Source organism: Pantoea cypripedii, assembly GCF_002095535.1.
Classification (GTDB): Bacteria; Pseudomonadota; Gammaproteobacteria; order Enterobacterales; family Enterobacteriaceae; genus Pantoea; species Pantoea cypripedii.
Genome location: NZ_MLJI01000003.1, coordinates 402636 through 417412, shown reverse-complemented (window position 1 = coordinate 417412; position 14777 = coordinate 402636). Strand labels below are relative to the sequence as shown.

Annotated in this window: 14 protein-coding genes; 1 reads left to right on the top strand and 13 read right to left on the bottom strand. The window is 56.5% G+C overall.

The features are described from left to right. From HA50_RS29980 to HA50_RS29955, 6 genes are all read right to left on the bottom strand, one after another. The gene (locus HA50_RS29980; RefSeq protein WP_244193722.1) at positions 1 to 1416 is read right to left on the bottom strand and encodes a hypothetical protein; all 1416 of its coding nucleotides are present in this window, start codon (positions 1414 to 1416) and stop codon (positions 1 to 3) included. 164 nt (positions 1417 to 1580) lie between these two features. Continuing rightward, on the bottom strand, positions 1581 to 3035 hold the full coding sequence (locus HA50_RS29975) for an OmpA family protein (RefSeq protein WP_084881023.1): 1455 nt from the start codon (positions 3033 to 3035) through the stop codon (positions 1581 to 1583). Between the two features lie 266 nt (positions 3036 to 3301). Next, positions 3302 to 3817 carry an SRPBCC family protein gene (locus tag HA50_RS29970; RefSeq protein WP_084881217.1) on the bottom strand — a complete coding sequence of 172 codons (516 nt, stop codon included), beginning with the start codon at positions 3815 to 3817 and terminating at the stop codon, positions 3302 to 3304. Between the two features lie 99 nt (positions 3818 to 3916). Beyond that, entirely contained in the window at positions 3917 to 4120 is a 204-nt protein-coding gene (locus HA50_RS29965) for a pyridoxal-phosphate dependent enzyme (protein ID WP_420851478.1), read from the bottom strand. Positions 4121 to 4156: 36 nt separating this feature from the next. Next, the gene (locus tag HA50_RS29960; RefSeq protein ID WP_208617363.1) at positions 4157 to 5164 is read right to left on the bottom strand and encodes an ABC transporter permease; all 1008 of its coding nucleotides are present in this window, start codon (positions 5162 to 5164) and stop codon (positions 4157 to 4159) included. A 10-nt stretch (positions 5165 to 5174) separates the two neighbouring features. Beyond that, a complete protein-coding gene (locus tag HA50_RS29955) occupies positions 5175 to 6230 on the bottom strand; it encodes an ABC transporter substrate-binding protein (protein WP_244193721.1) in 1056 nt (351 codons plus the stop codon). Positions 6231 to 6426: 196 nt separating this feature from the next. Between HA50_RS29955 and HA50_RS29950 the strand changes: the two genes are divergently transcribed. Beyond that, positions 6427 to 7203, top strand: coding sequence for an ABC transporter ATP-binding protein (locus tag HA50_RS29950; protein WP_084881020.1), 777 nt, complete (start codon positions 6427 to 6429; stop codon positions 7201 to 7203). A 26-nt stretch (positions 7204 to 7229) separates the two neighbouring features. On the opposite strand, the gene HA50_RS29945 is transcribed toward HA50_RS29950, so the two are convergent. Genes HA50_RS29945 through HA50_RS29915 form a run of 7 tightly spaced genes read right to left on the bottom strand, consistent with a single transcriptional unit; the run spans position 7230 to position 14769 of the window. Next, complete coding sequence (locus tag HA50_RS29945) at positions 7230 to 8078, bottom strand: VOC family protein (RefSeq protein WP_084881019.1); 849 nt, start codon at positions 8076 to 8078, stop codon at positions 7230 to 7232. A 23-nt stretch (positions 8079 to 8101) separates the two neighbouring features. After that, the gene (locus tag HA50_RS29940; protein WP_084881018.1) at positions 8102 to 9253 is read right to left on the bottom strand and encodes an amidohydrolase; all 1152 of its coding nucleotides are present in this window, start codon (positions 9251 to 9253) and stop codon (positions 8102 to 8104) included. Positions 9254 to 9255: 2 nt separating this feature from the next. Next, positions 9256 to 10359, bottom strand: coding sequence for an alkylhydroperoxidase domain protein (locus HA50_RS29935; protein ID WP_084881017.1), 1104 nt, complete (start codon positions 10357 to 10359; stop codon positions 9256 to 9258). 12 nt (positions 10360 to 10371) lie between these two features. After that, entirely contained in the window at positions 10372 to 11367 is a 996-nt protein-coding gene (locus HA50_RS29930; RefSeq protein ID WP_084881016.1) for a putative FMN-dependent luciferase-like monooxygenase, read from the bottom strand. Continuing rightward, positions 11364 to 12974, bottom strand: a complete 1611-nt coding sequence (locus HA50_RS29925; protein WP_084881015.1) for a dipeptide ABC transporter ATP-binding protein — start codon at positions 12972 to 12974, stop codon at positions 11364 to 11366. The genes HA50_RS29930 and HA50_RS29925 overlap by 4 nt, the downstream gene beginning before the upstream one ends. Beyond that, positions 12971 to 13828, bottom strand: a complete 858-nt coding sequence (locus HA50_RS29920) for an ABC transporter permease (RefSeq protein ID WP_084881014.1) — start codon at positions 13826 to 13828, stop codon at positions 12971 to 12973. The genes HA50_RS29925 and HA50_RS29920 overlap by 4 nt, the downstream gene beginning before the upstream one ends. Next, a complete protein-coding gene (locus tag HA50_RS29915) occupies positions 13828 to 14769 on the bottom strand; it encodes an ABC transporter permease (protein ID WP_208617362.1) in 942 nt (313 codons plus the stop codon). The genes HA50_RS29920 and HA50_RS29915 overlap by 1 nt, the downstream gene beginning before the upstream one ends. Positions 14770 to 14777 lie beyond the last annotated feature (8 nt).

The following is a 14777-nucleotide window of genomic DNA, read 5'->3' as shown; positions in this document are numbered from 1 at the left end:
TTATCCACCTTTTGCTTTATGCAAAACCAGCTGAACTTTGCGACGGCGTTGCAAAGCTTCTAACGGCAGACCAGCGTCTTCAGCAACCAGCAGGAGTTCCTCATCGTTAAGTACGGTCAAATCCCCCAGCTCCGCAATGCGGGCTTTATCATCTGCATTGTTTGGTTCAAGAGCCACCGGGGTGAGGGCTGCGGGTGCAGGTTCTACCACCAATGCCGGTTCTGACTTATGCATCTCGCGAACAGTGGCGGGAGGAACATAAGACTGACGCGATGCAGCATGTTCATCGGCCTCGATTTTGTCGCGCTGTTTACCGCGAACATATTCATCGAAGGTGCGAACGTCATTTCTGGCGTTACTGGCACTGCTGGCTCGCTGCATTGCCATACGATTTTGCAAACTGGCCAGTTTATCCTGGGCATCACGTTCAACACGCTCACGACGCATGGCATACCATGCCGCGAACTCTTCTGAGCCACTGAAGTTACCGACGTATTTCGCCGCCTGCCGGGATTCAATACCCACCAGAGAGCGGTAATAGCCAATCAGAATGCCAATCAGCTGCACCCCAATAAAGATCACCGAAAGGATAATAAACGTCAGTTTTGACGCAAAGACGCGATTGTCAGTCACTTCCTTTGCAGCCTGCTGATCGGCTTGCTGATTATCTTCAACGGCCTGTTGTGGCAGTTCAAATGGCGAGCTTGTACTGACAGCGCTGGTCTGGCTAAAAGGCGTGCCATTCACTGCCTGAGTTTCAGCAGCATTGATGGTGGCAGCGCGAATAAAATAGGCACCAATCGCAAAGGTGATAATAAGCAGCAGGGTGACAACGGTTTGAACATACTGAGGTTTTGCCCCGATGCCGTGCTGAACGCGGTTAAGCATTTGCAGATAGCTGGGGGCATTATCATCGATACGGGTGTTCTCCAGCGAAACTTCAGGATCTTTCTTCAGCGCCTGAGCATTATCGTCAAGACGCGCTTCTTTATGCCAGTAGCGGATTTTTTTCAGCAGCGTATTTTTGTGCAGTTGTGTCCCCATCAAATGTGTCGCGGGGACGAGGATCACCCCAATCAACACCGAAACCACAATGGCGGACAATTCAGCCTGGTTCGCTGAAATATTGTTAGCAATGAAAGGGGACAGAACCAGCGCAAAGATGAACGCTTCAAGGATCACCAGAGCGATACTGCACAGCCATAACACCACGCTGGTGGGTTTACGTCCGCGTTCATCAACTTTGTTGAGATAATTGACGCAGCGGAGATAAAAATCGGCGTCGCGGTTTGAAATACTGTGAAATTGATAAAATTTGCCGCACAGCGCTTCTTCTGCCGGATGCCAGATTAATTTGCCCGTACCAGGGCGGCGTGCTTCATGGCTGCGGGCCAGGCGGCTGATAGTCCCAATCACGGGTAACGAACAAAAAAGGTTAAGGAAAAAGTAGCGTACCTGCTCCCACCATTTTATTGCTGTGATCGTTAAAGCTAGTAGGGCGAAAAGTGGCCAGAAAATATAGCGATATGTCGCGATAGTCTGAAATAAGGTCGTTAAAATATCCATTCGATAATATTCCGTTATCCACGCTGGGGAGCATAGTCAGCCAGCCAGGGCTGGCGGTGGTTGCTGTAAAACAATTGGCCTTGCTGAGCCGGATGACCGGACTTTGGCAACAGCAGGTCAAGACAGGAAACAGGTTGCTGCTGGGCGTTTTCGATGTAGACACGGTAAAGAATACTGTCCTCACCTTCCCAGCTATTCGCGATACCGGACATCGCTGTCAGTGAGGTGCGTTTTCCCTGGGCGTAGCCGGGCGTAATGATTACCTGTGGATTTTTGGTCACTTTTGCCCCGTCTTTCAAGACCGATACCGGAGTGAGGGTGACGAGGTTGCCATTAACCAATCCGGCCCAGGCACGGCCATTCATATTCGGCAGGAATTCCTGCGTTGCATGTTTCTCAATCGGTTGGCCACTGGCGAGATTTTTCGCCAATCCGCTGACGCGTGGCAGGTCGGTCAGGCAACTGCCCGCGACATTGCTGGCCTGTGCCTGGCTAATCAGACTGAATCCCTGGGAGAGCGGTTTCAGGTTACTGGCGAGGCCTGTCGGATGTGTGGAGGCGGGTGAACCACCAAAGTCGATAAAGTTGGCAGGATTGGTCACAACGGCACTTGCCTTTGGCGTCGTGATCACCTGCGTCGACGAAACTTGCGGTTTTTTGGTGTTAGTTTGCGTTTTCTTAGGCGGTACTGTGCGAGCCAGTGTATTTTCGGCGGCTGAACTGTAACGCAAATAACGTGGGTTGTTATCTTCCAGGGCCAGACGCTGGCGTAACAGACCTTCATTGGCCAGTGCCACAATTTCCACCCGGCGATTCTGTGCTCGCCCGCTATCTGAGTCGTTGTTAGCTAATGGGCGGGATGAACCTACGCCCTGGAAATAGAGCTGACTGGCCCTGATACCACTCTGTTCCAGTACCAGCCCCACATTATGAGCACGAGCCTCGGAAAGTTGCTGATTATACGCCGGGCTGCCGGTGGCATCGGTATGCCCCACTACCAGCAGCACGCCTTTGTCATCCTGTTGACCACTTCTCATCGCGGCAGCAATTTTCTGTACCTGCCGCAGCCCAGTGCTGGTGAGGTCTGCGCTACCACTGTTAAACATGGAGCCATCTTCAACCTGAGCGACGAACCCAACCTGATCCTGTTTGCTATTTTCCTGCGTCCTCAATGCCTCGGTACTAATTCGGATTTTTTCTTCCTGGGCGATTTTTTCCAGCGCCTGTTCGCGACTCTGCCAGACGTTGCCAACTACACATCCTGCTGCGCCACCTGCCAGACCACCGACCAGCGCTTTTTTAGCGTCATGAGTAACGAGATAGGTTATGCCACCGCCTAATGCGGCACCGCCAATACAACCGGCTGCTGTGCCGTAATCACGGGCGAAATCATGCATGGATGAGCAACTGCTGGTGAGAGAAGCTGCGACCAATACGGATGCAGCCTTCTTAACAAAGGGTGAATTCACATCTGTTCCTTGATTAAAAAAACATCAGTACGTAGTTTGAGTGAGTCCCAAATCAATAAAAAAAATTCACCTGTTGTTATCGTCCGTAAAATCTTCAACTTTAGTTTTTTACTAAAATATATTTGATTCAATGTGATAAAAATGAGGGATGGTGTGTTGCAGACGTGATGAGAGATTTTAGATAAGTAATTCTGTTTTGATGGCAGGCTAACTGTTACCGATAATGATATATGCCAGTCAGATGAAACTGACTGGCTTTTACTTGATTACGCTTTTTTCGCTCTGGCTGCCGCCACCAGGCCATCCAGCCAGTCCTGATGTCCATTAATCATCGGGTTCGGCTGCGCTTTTGCCAGTTCTTTCGCCGGGTTACCGTTCTGCGTTTCCTGGGTCAGAATGCGCACGCGGTTGTCCGACAGATCTTCCACCAGCCAGGCATGCAGCACGTCAAGGCGATCATCGGCACCTTCTTCGCCTGCCCAGCCATGCCATGCAACACGTCCGGGCTCACCGGCTGACGGCGCAACATACTCAGTCACACGCGCTTCCACCGGGAAACCAAAGGTCTCAAAGTAGAAACGGTCATCCTGCGCCAGCACCGGGCCTTTGTTGTCGTAAAAACGCGCATTGGCTGAGTTTTTGTAGTAGGTCGGCCACAGCGACGGTGTTGCCAGCAATGGCCAGATCTCAGCCGCAGTCAGACCCGCGACAATCACTTCATTCGAGCAGTAATTATCGGTAAAACCCGGTACAAAGCCTTCCGGCCAGACAATTGCATTCATTTTCATGTTGGTCACCTCTCATCGATTTGATGTGACCAGCATGGGCGAATTTCTCATATAAGTGAAATGGGCAGTCATGATATGAGATATCAGTAATTTTTATTTCAGAGTTTGCCCGTTGCGTTCGGCGGCCTCAATCATGCTCAGCGCAATACGATCTTTCACACTGTGATTGGGATTAAACAGTTCAAGCTTCGCGATCAGTTCTGCCTTGATGTGGTGCCGGGATGCATAGCGCGACAGTCGCAGCAGTGGCGTGTTTCCAATCAGTTCTGTGATCGAGCCAGCTATCTTTGCAGTCATAGTTAACCTCATACAGTTAAGGAGTGACGGTGCGGGTCACCATTTTACTGCGCTACGCTGCCACGCCAGCGTGCGATCCCGAACCAGGAACAACAGAGAAATCAGAGAAGAAAACAGCAGTGCCATAACAATCAACGCGGCATACATATTGGCGTAGGCGGCCCAGCCTTGCGCCCATTGCAAATACCAGCCCAGGCCAGATTTCACTCCCATCATTTCCGCGGCGACCAGCACCGAAAAGGACGCACCCAGCCCCATAAACAGACCAACAAACAGATGGGGCAGTGACGCGGGTACGGCAACCCGCAGTACCAGGAACAACGCGTTGGCACCGAGGGTGCGCGCCACATCGTAATAACGGCTATCGACACTGGCGACACCTGACCAGGTCAGCACTGTGACCGGAAACCAGGTCGCCAGAGCGATCAGAAAGACGGCGGCGGAAAAGCTGGAAGGAAAGAAATAGAGCGACAGAGGCAGCAGCGCGGTTGAGGGCACCGGGCCGAGGAAACGCAATATCGGGTGCACCCAGTACCCCAGCCCACGTGACCAGCCGATCGCCACTCCGGTGATGAAACCCACAAGACTGCCATACAGAAAGCCCAGCGCCAGCAGACGCAGTGAATTTAACACGCTGTCGAGCAGGCGCGGCCAGTCTGTCGCGTAAGCTTCAACCAGCGCGCGCGGCGGCGCGAAGAAGGGAACGGGTAATAATGCCAGTTTGGCCGTGACCGTTTCCCACAGCCCGATGAGCAACGCCAGCGCAATCAGCCAGGGGCCGCTGCGGCTGAGGGAAGCCACCAGACGGAGGCGGGGAAATATCCCGGCAACAACCGCCAGCAAGCTGAGTAAACCGGCGCATGCAGCAAATAACTCATGGGTTTCATTGACGAAGCGGGGTGGCGCAAAACCCACTGGCTTATCGGGCACCATCACCATCAGTGCCACCAGCGCCCACCACAGCACCAGCGCTAACCAGATAGCGGGTTGAACCCGGCGTGCCACCTGATGACTGCGGGTTATTGTCAGGGTATCACTGGCCATCATCCTCTCCTTAACTGGACATGTTGCTCATCGATGCCATATTGCTGGCGTGCTGATGAGTCGCGGTCTCCGTCAGCAGTTGCGGTACGTAGTGTTCGGCAAAACGCTGCGCATCCGTATCTGGCCGAATGACGTTGATTTTCTTCAGTTCATCAACGTATACCGCCACTTCACTGCGCAGCTGCGTACCGGTGGAATGATGATGGTGGGTGTGCTCTTTGAGCATGGCGGCAATATCGTCCACCGGCACTGAACCCGGCACGAAAGGCTGGAATATTCGCGCGGTTTCTTCCGGGTGATCGGCAGTCCACTGCTGAGCATCGACGATGGCCTGCGTGATCGCACGCGCGGTGGCGGGATCATCCCTGACCAGCGAACCACGCAGGCCAAGCACACAGCAGGTCAGGTGAGCATATTCGCCGTTAAGGTTATTATCGACCTCAACCAGATTATGTGCTTTTTTCAGCAGCCAGCCCTGTGGGTCGTCGGTTGCCAGCGCCTGAACTTCACCTTTGCGCAGGGCTTCCCCAAACAGATCAGACGGATATTGCAACCAGTTCACCTGCGTGTCGGGATTAATCCCTTGTTTCGCCAGCTGGATAGCAAAGAAGTTACGGATAGGGCTGGCCTGATCGCTCACCGCGACAGATTTACCCACCAGATCTTTAACCTGGTGAATGCCGCTATTTTGCGGGGCCAGCAGGCGCATACAACCACCGTGCGTTCCCACCGTAAGGTCAACATCGAACCCTTGTTCCAGCGGTTTCAGCCAGCGCAGTGCCATGCCAATCCCCCCATCGGCCTGGCCGGTAGCAATCGCCTGCAACAGCGCATCGGTTGGCCCGCTGAAATTAACTGGCTCCACATTGAGGCCATATTTTTTGAAGAATCCCTGCTTTAACGCGACGGAAATCGGTGCCTGACAAACTGCAGTTTGTCCCCAGGCCAATTTGATGGTTTTCAGCGGTGCATCTGCTGCAAATACTGAGGGACTCACTGCCGTTGCGGCACCTAATAAACCCAGCCCACGTAATAAGGAACGACGAGTCAGAGAGATATTTTGCATTGCCATATTCCTTCCTTGTAAAAAAACATTGCAGTTAATATGGCAAACGCCTGGCTCGCAACAAAATAACAATCCCGCATGTCTTCATGCAGTTTCTCTTTATGAAAATCAGACACAAAGATTGCTGGAATTTATATTTCCCTGGCTGACTGCGGTAGCGGATATTTTTTATTTGGCAAATGGGTGGAGCACATAAATGGCGAGCGCATTATCAGGCGTTAATATCGATATTCAGCAGGTAAGCCATCATTTCAGCCTTGAAGGGCGAGACTTACCGGTGCTGGAAAACATTAATCTGCAAGTGAAAACCGGTGAATTTGTCGCATTGCTCGGGCCATCCGGCTGTGGCAAATCCACCTTGTTACGGCTGTTGGCAGGGCTTGAACAGCCGGTCAGCGGATTGCTGGCAGAAGAAGGGCGTGCAATCACGGCCCCGGACCCTTCACGTGTGGTGGTCTTTCAGGATCCGACACTTTATCCGTGGCGCACGGTTTACGACAATGTCGGGCTGGGACTCCAGATTCGTGGCGAAAGTCGGGCCACCCGTGAACGGCGCATTAACGCCATGCTGGAACGCGTTGGACTCACGCAATTTGCCCGCGCCTGGCCACATCAGTTATCCGGTGGTATGGCGCAACGTGCGGCGCTGGCACGGGCGTTGGTCAACCATCCGCGTTTACTGATCCTTGATGAGCCGCTGGGTAAGCTGGATTCACTCACCCGGCTGCGTATGCAGCAGGAGATTGTCGATTTATGGCAGGAGCAGCAATTTACCACGCTGATGGTGACCCATGATGTTGAAGAGGCGCTGGTGATGGCGAATCGCGTGGTGGTGTTCAGTCCGCGTCCGGCGCGGGTGCTGGACATTATTACGGTGGATCTGCCCTGGCCGCGCCGTCGCGATGACGTACAACTGGTCGCACTGCGCAGCCGCATTCTGGATTTGCTGGGGGCAGAACGGGCTGCGGCCTAAATCATCTCCCGTCGCGCGGCGACGGGTTATTGCTGAAAACGCAATGCCACACCCAATGCCTGCTCTGCCGCCACAATCACCGCGTGTTCCGTCTCGCTAAAAGGCACATCCCCCAGCAGTAGGCTGGCTTTCACCTTACTGAGATCGTGAGTTTGCAGGCTCAATGCCGCCATGCGCGCGCTGCCGTCATAATCTGCTGGCAGGCTATTAAAGCGTTGCAGCACATAGTCGGCTGCGGCGAAACGCACCGTTGCGGCCCCGGCTTTTAACACGAAAGCGCCTTCCTGGCAGGCCAGCAACCTTCCGGCACCAAATAAGCGGCTGTACACCAGCGCGGCGGCGGCTGGGTCTTGCGCGACCACCACAAATTCGATGATATTGCTGACGCCATTGGGATGTTGTTGCCACGCCGCTTGCCACACCGCCTGTGGCGTCTCATGCTGGCAGAAAAAACTGCGACCATTCGGCACCAGTGCCGGACGTATACGCACGGTGCGAAAGCGTGCCTGCTGCGGTGATCCATCAGGCAGGGTAACCGGACGATAAAAACTGGCAGGGGGTTCGCCATCGATATCCTGGCTTTCCAGATAGCGCCACACCGCGTCAGCATCGTCGCTTTTCCACACCAGCCCGCTTAAGCCCAGTGGGGACTGCCACAAATCCTGGCGCAGGTTGCCGCGTTGCGGTTCATAACCCAGCAGCTCCAGATAGTTTTCGCCAAAAACCGCCAGATGATTGCTGGAGCCAAGCGAATGATGGCCGCGTTCGGTGAGTTGAAAACCCAGCCTTTGATACAACGTACGCGCTTCATCCAGTCGATCTGCCACATTGATCACCACATGATCCAGTTGCGGCAGTGGAGCGATAATTGCCATGGGTTTTCTCCTTGTTCGTACCGTCACGAGGCCAGTTCCTGAGTTTGCTGCACCTCAGCCAGCGCCTGTTGTGCGAGAGCGGTAAAGTACGCCACTGCGGGTGCAAGCATCGCTTCATCCGGGTCGAATGCGGGATGATGCAGGCCCTGCGTGCTGGCACTGCCGATACTGACAAAGGTGCCGGGCACATGGTGCAGATAAAACGCAAAATCCTCACCGCCCATCTGTGGGATTGCCACTTCCGTCTGATATCCCTGCTGCTGCGCCAGACGCAGCGCGAAGTCGGCCCAGGCGGGTGTATTCACCAGCGAAGGAGGGCCTGGCTGCCACAGCAGCTCAGCCTCGCCATTAAACCCGGCCGCGATACCCGCGATCAGGTTGCGTATTTTATGCGCTACCTGTTCACGAATCTGCGCGTTATGGGTACGTACCGTGCCTTCCAGCTCCACCTGATGTGGCAGGACATTCCAGCTATTACCGGCAGTGAAGCGCGTCACGCTGACCACCACCGATTCCAGCGCGCTAAACACGCGAGCAGGCAGGTTTTGCAGCGCAGTGACGATATGGCTGGCGATGACAATCGCATCAACACCTTCGTGAGGTCGCGCCGCGTGCGCGCCTTTGCCGTGAATGTGTATCTGAAAACGATCCACGTTGGCATAGAAGGCACCGCCGCGCGTGCGCAACGTACCCACCGGCAAATCCGGTGCATTGTGCAAACCAAAAATAGCCTGCACGTTTTGCAATGCTCCGGCATCAATCAGCTGCTGTGCGCCATTAAAGGTTTCCTCGGCGGGTTGAAACAGAATCCGCACCCGGCCTGGCAACTGCGCTTCAATCCGTTTGAGCTGATGCGCCACGCCGAGCATCACGCTGCTGTGCAGATCATGGCCGCAGGCATGCATCACCCCTTTTTGCTGTGATTTCCACGGACGGTCGGTGATTTCCTCAATCGGCAAAGCATCGATGTCGGCGCGCAGGGCAATCACCGTGTCGCCCTGACCCATCTCCGCCACTACTCCGGTTTCCAGTGCCAGCGGTAACAAACGAATATCAGCCTGTTGCAACCAGCGGGTGATGCGCGCGGTGGTGGCGTGTTCCTGATTAGATAATTCAGGATGCTGATGCAGTTCACGTCGCCAGTGGACAAGTTGTTCAGTGGAAAGGGCTGTCATAGTTATCCTTTGGCGTCTTCAGGCAGGAAGGGTTCGCCCAGCGTCAGCATCAGGCGGTTGGCCCAGGCGAAGAAGGCGGTGGACTGCACCAGATCCAGCAGCTGCAAGGTATCCAGCCCATGCGCGCGTAGCGCCTGCAACTGTACCTGGCTGGCACTGGCCGGGGTGACGGACAACGCGGCGCTGAAATCGATAAGCGCCTGCCAGCGCGGTGACTGCCCGTGTGACAGTTCCGCGCCCGGCACCACGTTGAGCAACTTCTGCACCGCAGCCTCCTGTTTCGCCAGCTGACTGGCTTTACGGGCATGGACTGAGGCGCAATAGATGCAACCGTTGACCTTACTGACCACCGTGGCCGCCAGTTCACGTTCGGCGCGTGGCAGGCCACCTGCGGTATAAAAGATGCCTTTATCGGCCAGGGTACGCTGCTCCAGCAGCGGCAGGTTGCGCCCCAGCAGGCGGAAATAGTCAGAATCGCTATGGCCAAAACGCGCCAGCGTGGCTTTTTCCGTGGCGTCAAATTCTTCAAGCGGTTTGGCGGCCAGCCAGGGTTCCCATCCCAGTTTCTGCTGGGTAAAGGCGGTGAGGGCGGTTTTGCCGCTAAAGGTGAGTGGCGCGCTATGCCATTTTCCGGCTACGGCGTGCTGCTGGGTGTGTAAGTCATCGCCGTTGAGCAGGCGGAAACCGGCCAGCAGACGGCTCTGAAAGCTGACAAACGCGATCAGTTGCGCCAGTGTGACAATACCGCGCGCTGTCCAGCCTGCGCTTTGCAGATTGGCAATGTGCTGCGGCGAGGCCTCTACCGGATGGAAAGTGAGCAGCTCGGCGAAAGCCCGTCCCGCTTCTTCGCGCGCGCTGTGCTGCGCATCCTGTATCTGACGTTGGTAGTGCGCCTGTAAAGTCACTTCGCCATGCCAGGCGGCAACCTGAGCAGCCAGTGCGAAACGTTCCGGCAAAGGGAAATCGTCATCATGCTGACTAAATAACACCTCATAGCTGCCCTGAGTGTGACGGGTGGCGGCATCACGTTGCGCGCGTGCCTGCGCCAGCGCTGAGGCGGGATCAATATCGGCCAGCGCTGCCAGCAAATCATCGGGTTGAGACATGAATTTCTCCTGTTATGCGTTGCGCAGCGGTGGCGCGATGTGGTCGGCAATCAGTTCAATCGAACGCAAAATATCGGCATGGGGAGGATCAATCGAATGCACCTGGAAGGTGATATCGGTGGCACGTGCCAGCACGCTATCCTGCGCCAGCGAGGCCAGCACCGCGGCGGGATCGCCGAGATGGGCGTCAAACTGACGGATATGATCATCCAGTGACGCGCCCAGGATGCTGTGCCCGCTGGCCTGGAACTGGTCAGCCTGGCGCTGCAGGCCCGGTTCGGCGAGGCGACGCGCATAGTGGGTGGAGTCTGCGACGAAGGCGGTGCGTGAGGCGAGAATACGCGGCGCAATCCCTTCCGGCAGCGCAGCCAGATAGGCGTCGATCATCGGGTTCTGCAACGCATCCAGTGGCAAATCTTCTTGTCCGACGGGACGCGGCTGGGTGCGCGATAACATCAGGCCATGCCCCGCCTGACCGGCGCGCGCAGCGCCCTCAACGGAAAACGTCGCGATCCAGACGCGTTGCGATAACGTCGGTGCGGCGGGATAAAGATGGTTATCCGGATGCGCCAGGGTATCGCCACGCCAGGCGCTCAGTACGCTATGCAGTTGTTCGGCAAAGAAGGGGGCGCGTTGCTCGATGGTCAGGCCAAACGGCAGGAAGGAAGTGGCAGTGCCGCCGGAACCAAAACCGACCTCAAGGCGTCCGTTGCTGAGCAAATCCAGCACCGCGGCGTCTTCAGCGACGCGCAGCGCATTTTCCAGTGCCAGGGTAATGATGCCGGTACCGAGACGAATGGTGCGGGTATGGGCCGCGATATGCGCGAGAAACACCAGCGGTGATGGCAGGCCACCTTCATGCTCGTGAAAATGGTGCTGCGCAATCCATGCGCTATCAAAGCCAAAGCGTTCTGCGTGCTGGATTTGCTCGGTAGCCAGCCGGTAGCGCAGCTGTGCGCTACCTTCATCGAGCAGGCGGGTGAAAAAACCAATGCGTTTACACGTCATGCAGACTCCTTAATCAGCGGACGGAAAGCGGGAATCGCCTCAATTAATGACCGGGTGTAGGGATGACGGGGGGCAGCAAATAGCGTGACAACGTCACTCTGCTCCACCACTTCCCCGGCGCGCAACACCGTGACGCTATGCGCCAGTCGCCGTACGGTGGCGAGATCGTGAGTAATAAACAGATAGGTCAGGCCGAGATCGCGCTGCAACTGTTGCAGCAGTTGCAGAATTTGCGCCTGCACGGTGACATCCAGTGCCGAGGTGGCTTCATCCAGTACCAGAATCGCCGGTTCAACAATTAACGCCCTGGCAATCGCCACGCGCTGACGCTGGCCGCCGGACAACTCGCGCGCTTTACGCGTCAGTAACTCCAGTGGCAACGCCACTCGCTGTGCGACGGCGGTAACACGCTGGCGACGTTGTTCCGCTGTCAGGCGGGCAAAATTGCGCAGCGGTTCTTCGATGATGGCAAACAACGTCTGACGTGGATCAAGTGAGGCATAGGGGTTCTGATACACGAACTGAATTTTACGCCGCAGCTGACGTCGCGCTTCGTTACTCAGGCCACTGGCATCGATACCGTCAATCACCACGCGGCCACTGTCGGCCTGTTCAAATCCCAGCAGAATGCGCGCCAGCGTGGTTTTGCCCGATCCTGACTCACCAACCAGCGCATGGGTGGTGCCGCGCGGCACGTTGACGCTGACGGCGTTTAATGCCTGAAACTGCTGCTGACGCCCAAGCCGGAAACGTTTATTGATGGCAGCAAGCTGAATTGCCGGGGTAGCAAGCGCTGTCGCAGGTGGCGGCAACAGCGCCAGTGAATCCAGCGCGGCATCCTGCAACAGCTGCCGGGTGTAGGGATGCTGTGGGGCATTGATCACCCGCGTGGTATCGCCCTGTTCCTGGATCTCGCCGTGACGAAAAACCAGCAGCCGGTCAGCGCGTTCAGCCGCCAGCGCCAGGTCGTGCGTGACAAATAACACCGCCGTGCCGGATTCGCGCCGCAGGATATCGAGCAAATCGAGAATGCGTTTTTGCACCGTGACATCCAGTGCGCTGGTCGGCTCATCGGCAATGATGATTTGCGGACGCAGGGCGAGGGCGATGGCGATCAGGACGCGTTGTTTCATGCCGCCGGAGAGTTGATGCGGGTACTGATCCACGCGCTGCTCAGGGTGGCTCAATCCCACGCGGTTCAATAGCTCAATCACCCGCTGCTGGCGTTCTTTACGGCTGATACGCAGGTGCAGTTGCAGCATTTCACCCACCTGTTCACCGATGGTTTTCACCGGATTGAGTGAGTTGCCGGGATCCTGCGGCACCAGGCTGATGCGCACGCCGCGCAGGCTGTCCAGCCGTTTGGCGGACCAGCCGCTGATATCAGTTCCGTTCAGCACAATGCGGCCACTGTCGCGGCGGCCATTTTCCGCCAGCAGGCCGATGATCGCCTGTGCGGTGGTGGTTTTGCCGGAACCCGATTCACCCACCAGCGCCACCATTTCCCCCGCCTGTAGGTTAAAACTGACGTTATGCACCACCGGACGCCATTCGCCTTGCTGGCGATAGCTCAGGGTGAGGTTTTCAATTGCCAGGATCGTGCTCATTTCGTCCCTCCCGCCAGTTGCTGGCTAATACGATTGGCTGCCAGCACCACCGCCACCACCACAATGCCGGGGAAGATCGTCAGCCACCAGGCGGTTGCCAGATAGTTGCGGCCTTCAGCGATCAGTAACCCCCATTCCGGGGTCGGTGGCGGCGTGCCATAGCCGAGAAAACTCAGAGTTGAAAGCGCCAGAATCGCCTGACCAAATTGCAATGCCGCGTAGGCGATCACTGCTGTCAGCGAATTCGGCAGGATATGCCGCCACAGCACGGTCCAGAAACTGCCGCCACTGCCGTAGGCAGCCTCGACAAACTCGCTACGCCGCACGCGTACCACTTCACCGCGCGCCAGGCGGGCGAAACTGGCAATGGAAGCAATCCCCACCGCCAGCGCAGCGTGTACCGTGCCAAAACCCAGCAAAATCAGGATGCTCAGCGAGAGCAGCAGGGACGGGATGGAGAGCAGTACATCCACCAGCCGCATCAGTAAGGTTTCGGTGCGCTGCCCGACCGCTCCGGCGATCACGCCCAGTGCGGTGCCGACAATCAGGCCCATCGCCACCGCAGCAAATGCCGCCGCCAGCGACTGCGATGCGCCATAAACGATGCGGGTGAACAGATCGCGGCCTAACTGGTCAGTACCGAGCCAGTAAGTTGCCTGCGGAGGCAGGCGCTGTGCGCCAGCAATGCCTTCCGTGGGGCTGAAGTGGCTAAACAATCCGGGCGCAAAAGCCGCCAGTAGCGCCAGTATCATCACCACCCATGCCAGCCAAAGGCCGGGTTGCAGTTGTACGCCGTGCCAGCGATGTTTCCTGCGCGAACTCAGACGGGCCGCCGCGTAATCCACCAGACTCATCAGTGACCTCCTGCGATCGGTTGGAGCCGGGGATCAAGCAGCGGCATCAACAAATCGACCAGCAAATTAATCAGCACAAACCCCAGCGCGGAGATCATCACCACCGCCTGAAGTACCGCGACATCCTGATTGTTGACCGCCTGTTGCGTCAGCTGTCCCAGCCCGCTCAGGCCAAATACTGTTTCGGTAATCAGCGCTCCGGCAATCAATTCGCCGAGCAGTAAACCGGCCACGTTCAGCACCGGCAGCAGCGCATTGCGCAATACGTGACGCCACAACACCCGGTTTTCACTCGCGCCCTTGGCTCGTGCTACTGCCACGAAGGGTTGGGTGGAGACGTCATCAATACTCCGCAGCAGGATCTGCGCCAGTGGCGCGGAGATGGGCACCGCCACCGTGATCACTGGCAGAATCAGCCCCTGTAACGCTGAAGGATTGATGACCGGAATCCAGCGCAGCTGGAACGAGAATACCTGGATGAGCGCGATACCAAGCCAGAACGTCGGCAGTGAGACAAACAACGCCGGAATGGACTGCAAAAATGTGCGCAGCAGGCGTAATCCCGGCAGCCGAGATAACGCTGCCAGGGCAAACGCCAGCAACGCCGCCAGTAAAAAGCCCGGCAGCGCCAGGCTTAACGTGGCGGGCAGATTGCTGGCGATCAGTTCGCTGACCGGAACGCCCGCCTGCACCGAGTAACCGAAATCGCCACGCAGCATGGCAAACAGGGTATGCCCATACTGCTGCCAGATTGGGTTGTCAGCACCGTAGGCCAGCCGCATCTCGGCAATTTGCGCCGGGCTAAGGCCAAGATCCGGGTTCTGAAACTTAATCAGAATCGCGTCCCCCGGCAGCACCTGCAGCAGCAAGAATGACAGGGTGAACGCCGCCCACAGTACCAGCAGGCTTTGACCTAATCTGTGCAGCAGAGAATGTTGCATCATCAACC

Excerpts from the sequence above, each read along its gene's own strand:
- HA50_RS29970 (WP_084881217.1), bottom strand. The coding sequence starts at position 3,817 with ATGAATGCAATTGTCTGGCCGGAAGGCTTTGTACCGGGTTTTACCGAT.
- HA50_RS29965 (WP_420851478.1), bottom strand. The coding sequence starts at position 4,120 with ATGACTGCAAAGATAGCTGGCTCGATCACAGAACTGATTGGAAACACG.
- HA50_RS29960 (WP_208617363.1), bottom strand. The coding sequence starts at position 5,164 with ATGGCCAGTGATACCCTGACAATAACCCGCAGTCATCAGGTGGCACGC.
- HA50_RS29955 (WP_244193721.1), bottom strand. The coding sequence starts at position 6,230 with ATGCAAAATATCTCTCTGACTCGTCGTTCCTTATTACGTGGGCTGGGT.
- HA50_RS29950 (WP_084881020.1), top strand. The coding sequence starts at position 6,427 with ATGGCGAGCGCATTATCAGGCGTTAATATCGATATTCAGCAGGTAAGC.
- HA50_RS29945 (WP_084881019.1), bottom strand. The coding sequence starts at position 8,078 with ATGGCAATTATCGCTCCACTGCCGCAACTGGATCATGTGGTGATCAAT.
- HA50_RS29940 (WP_084881018.1), bottom strand. The coding sequence starts at position 9,253 with ATGACAGCCCTTTCCACTGAACAACTTGTCCACTGGCGACGTGAACTG.
- HA50_RS29935 (WP_084881017.1), bottom strand. The coding sequence starts at position 10,359 with ATGTCTCAACCCGATGATTTGCTGGCAGCGCTGGCCGATATTGATCCC.
- HA50_RS29930 (WP_084881016.1), bottom strand. The coding sequence starts at position 11,367 with ATGACGTGTAAACGCATTGGTTTTTTCACCCGCCTGCTCGATGAAGGT.
- HA50_RS29925 (WP_084881015.1), bottom strand. The coding sequence starts at position 12,974 with ATGAGCACGATCCTGGCAATTGAAAACCTCACCCTGAGCTATCGCCAG.
- HA50_RS29920 (WP_084881014.1), bottom strand. The coding sequence starts at position 13,828 with ATGAGTCTGGTGGATTACGCGGCGGCCCGTCTGAGTTCGCGCAGGAAA.
- HA50_RS29915 (WP_208617362.1), bottom strand. The coding sequence starts at position 14,769 with ATGCAACATTCTCTGCTGCACAGATTAGGTCAAAGCCTGCTGGTACTG.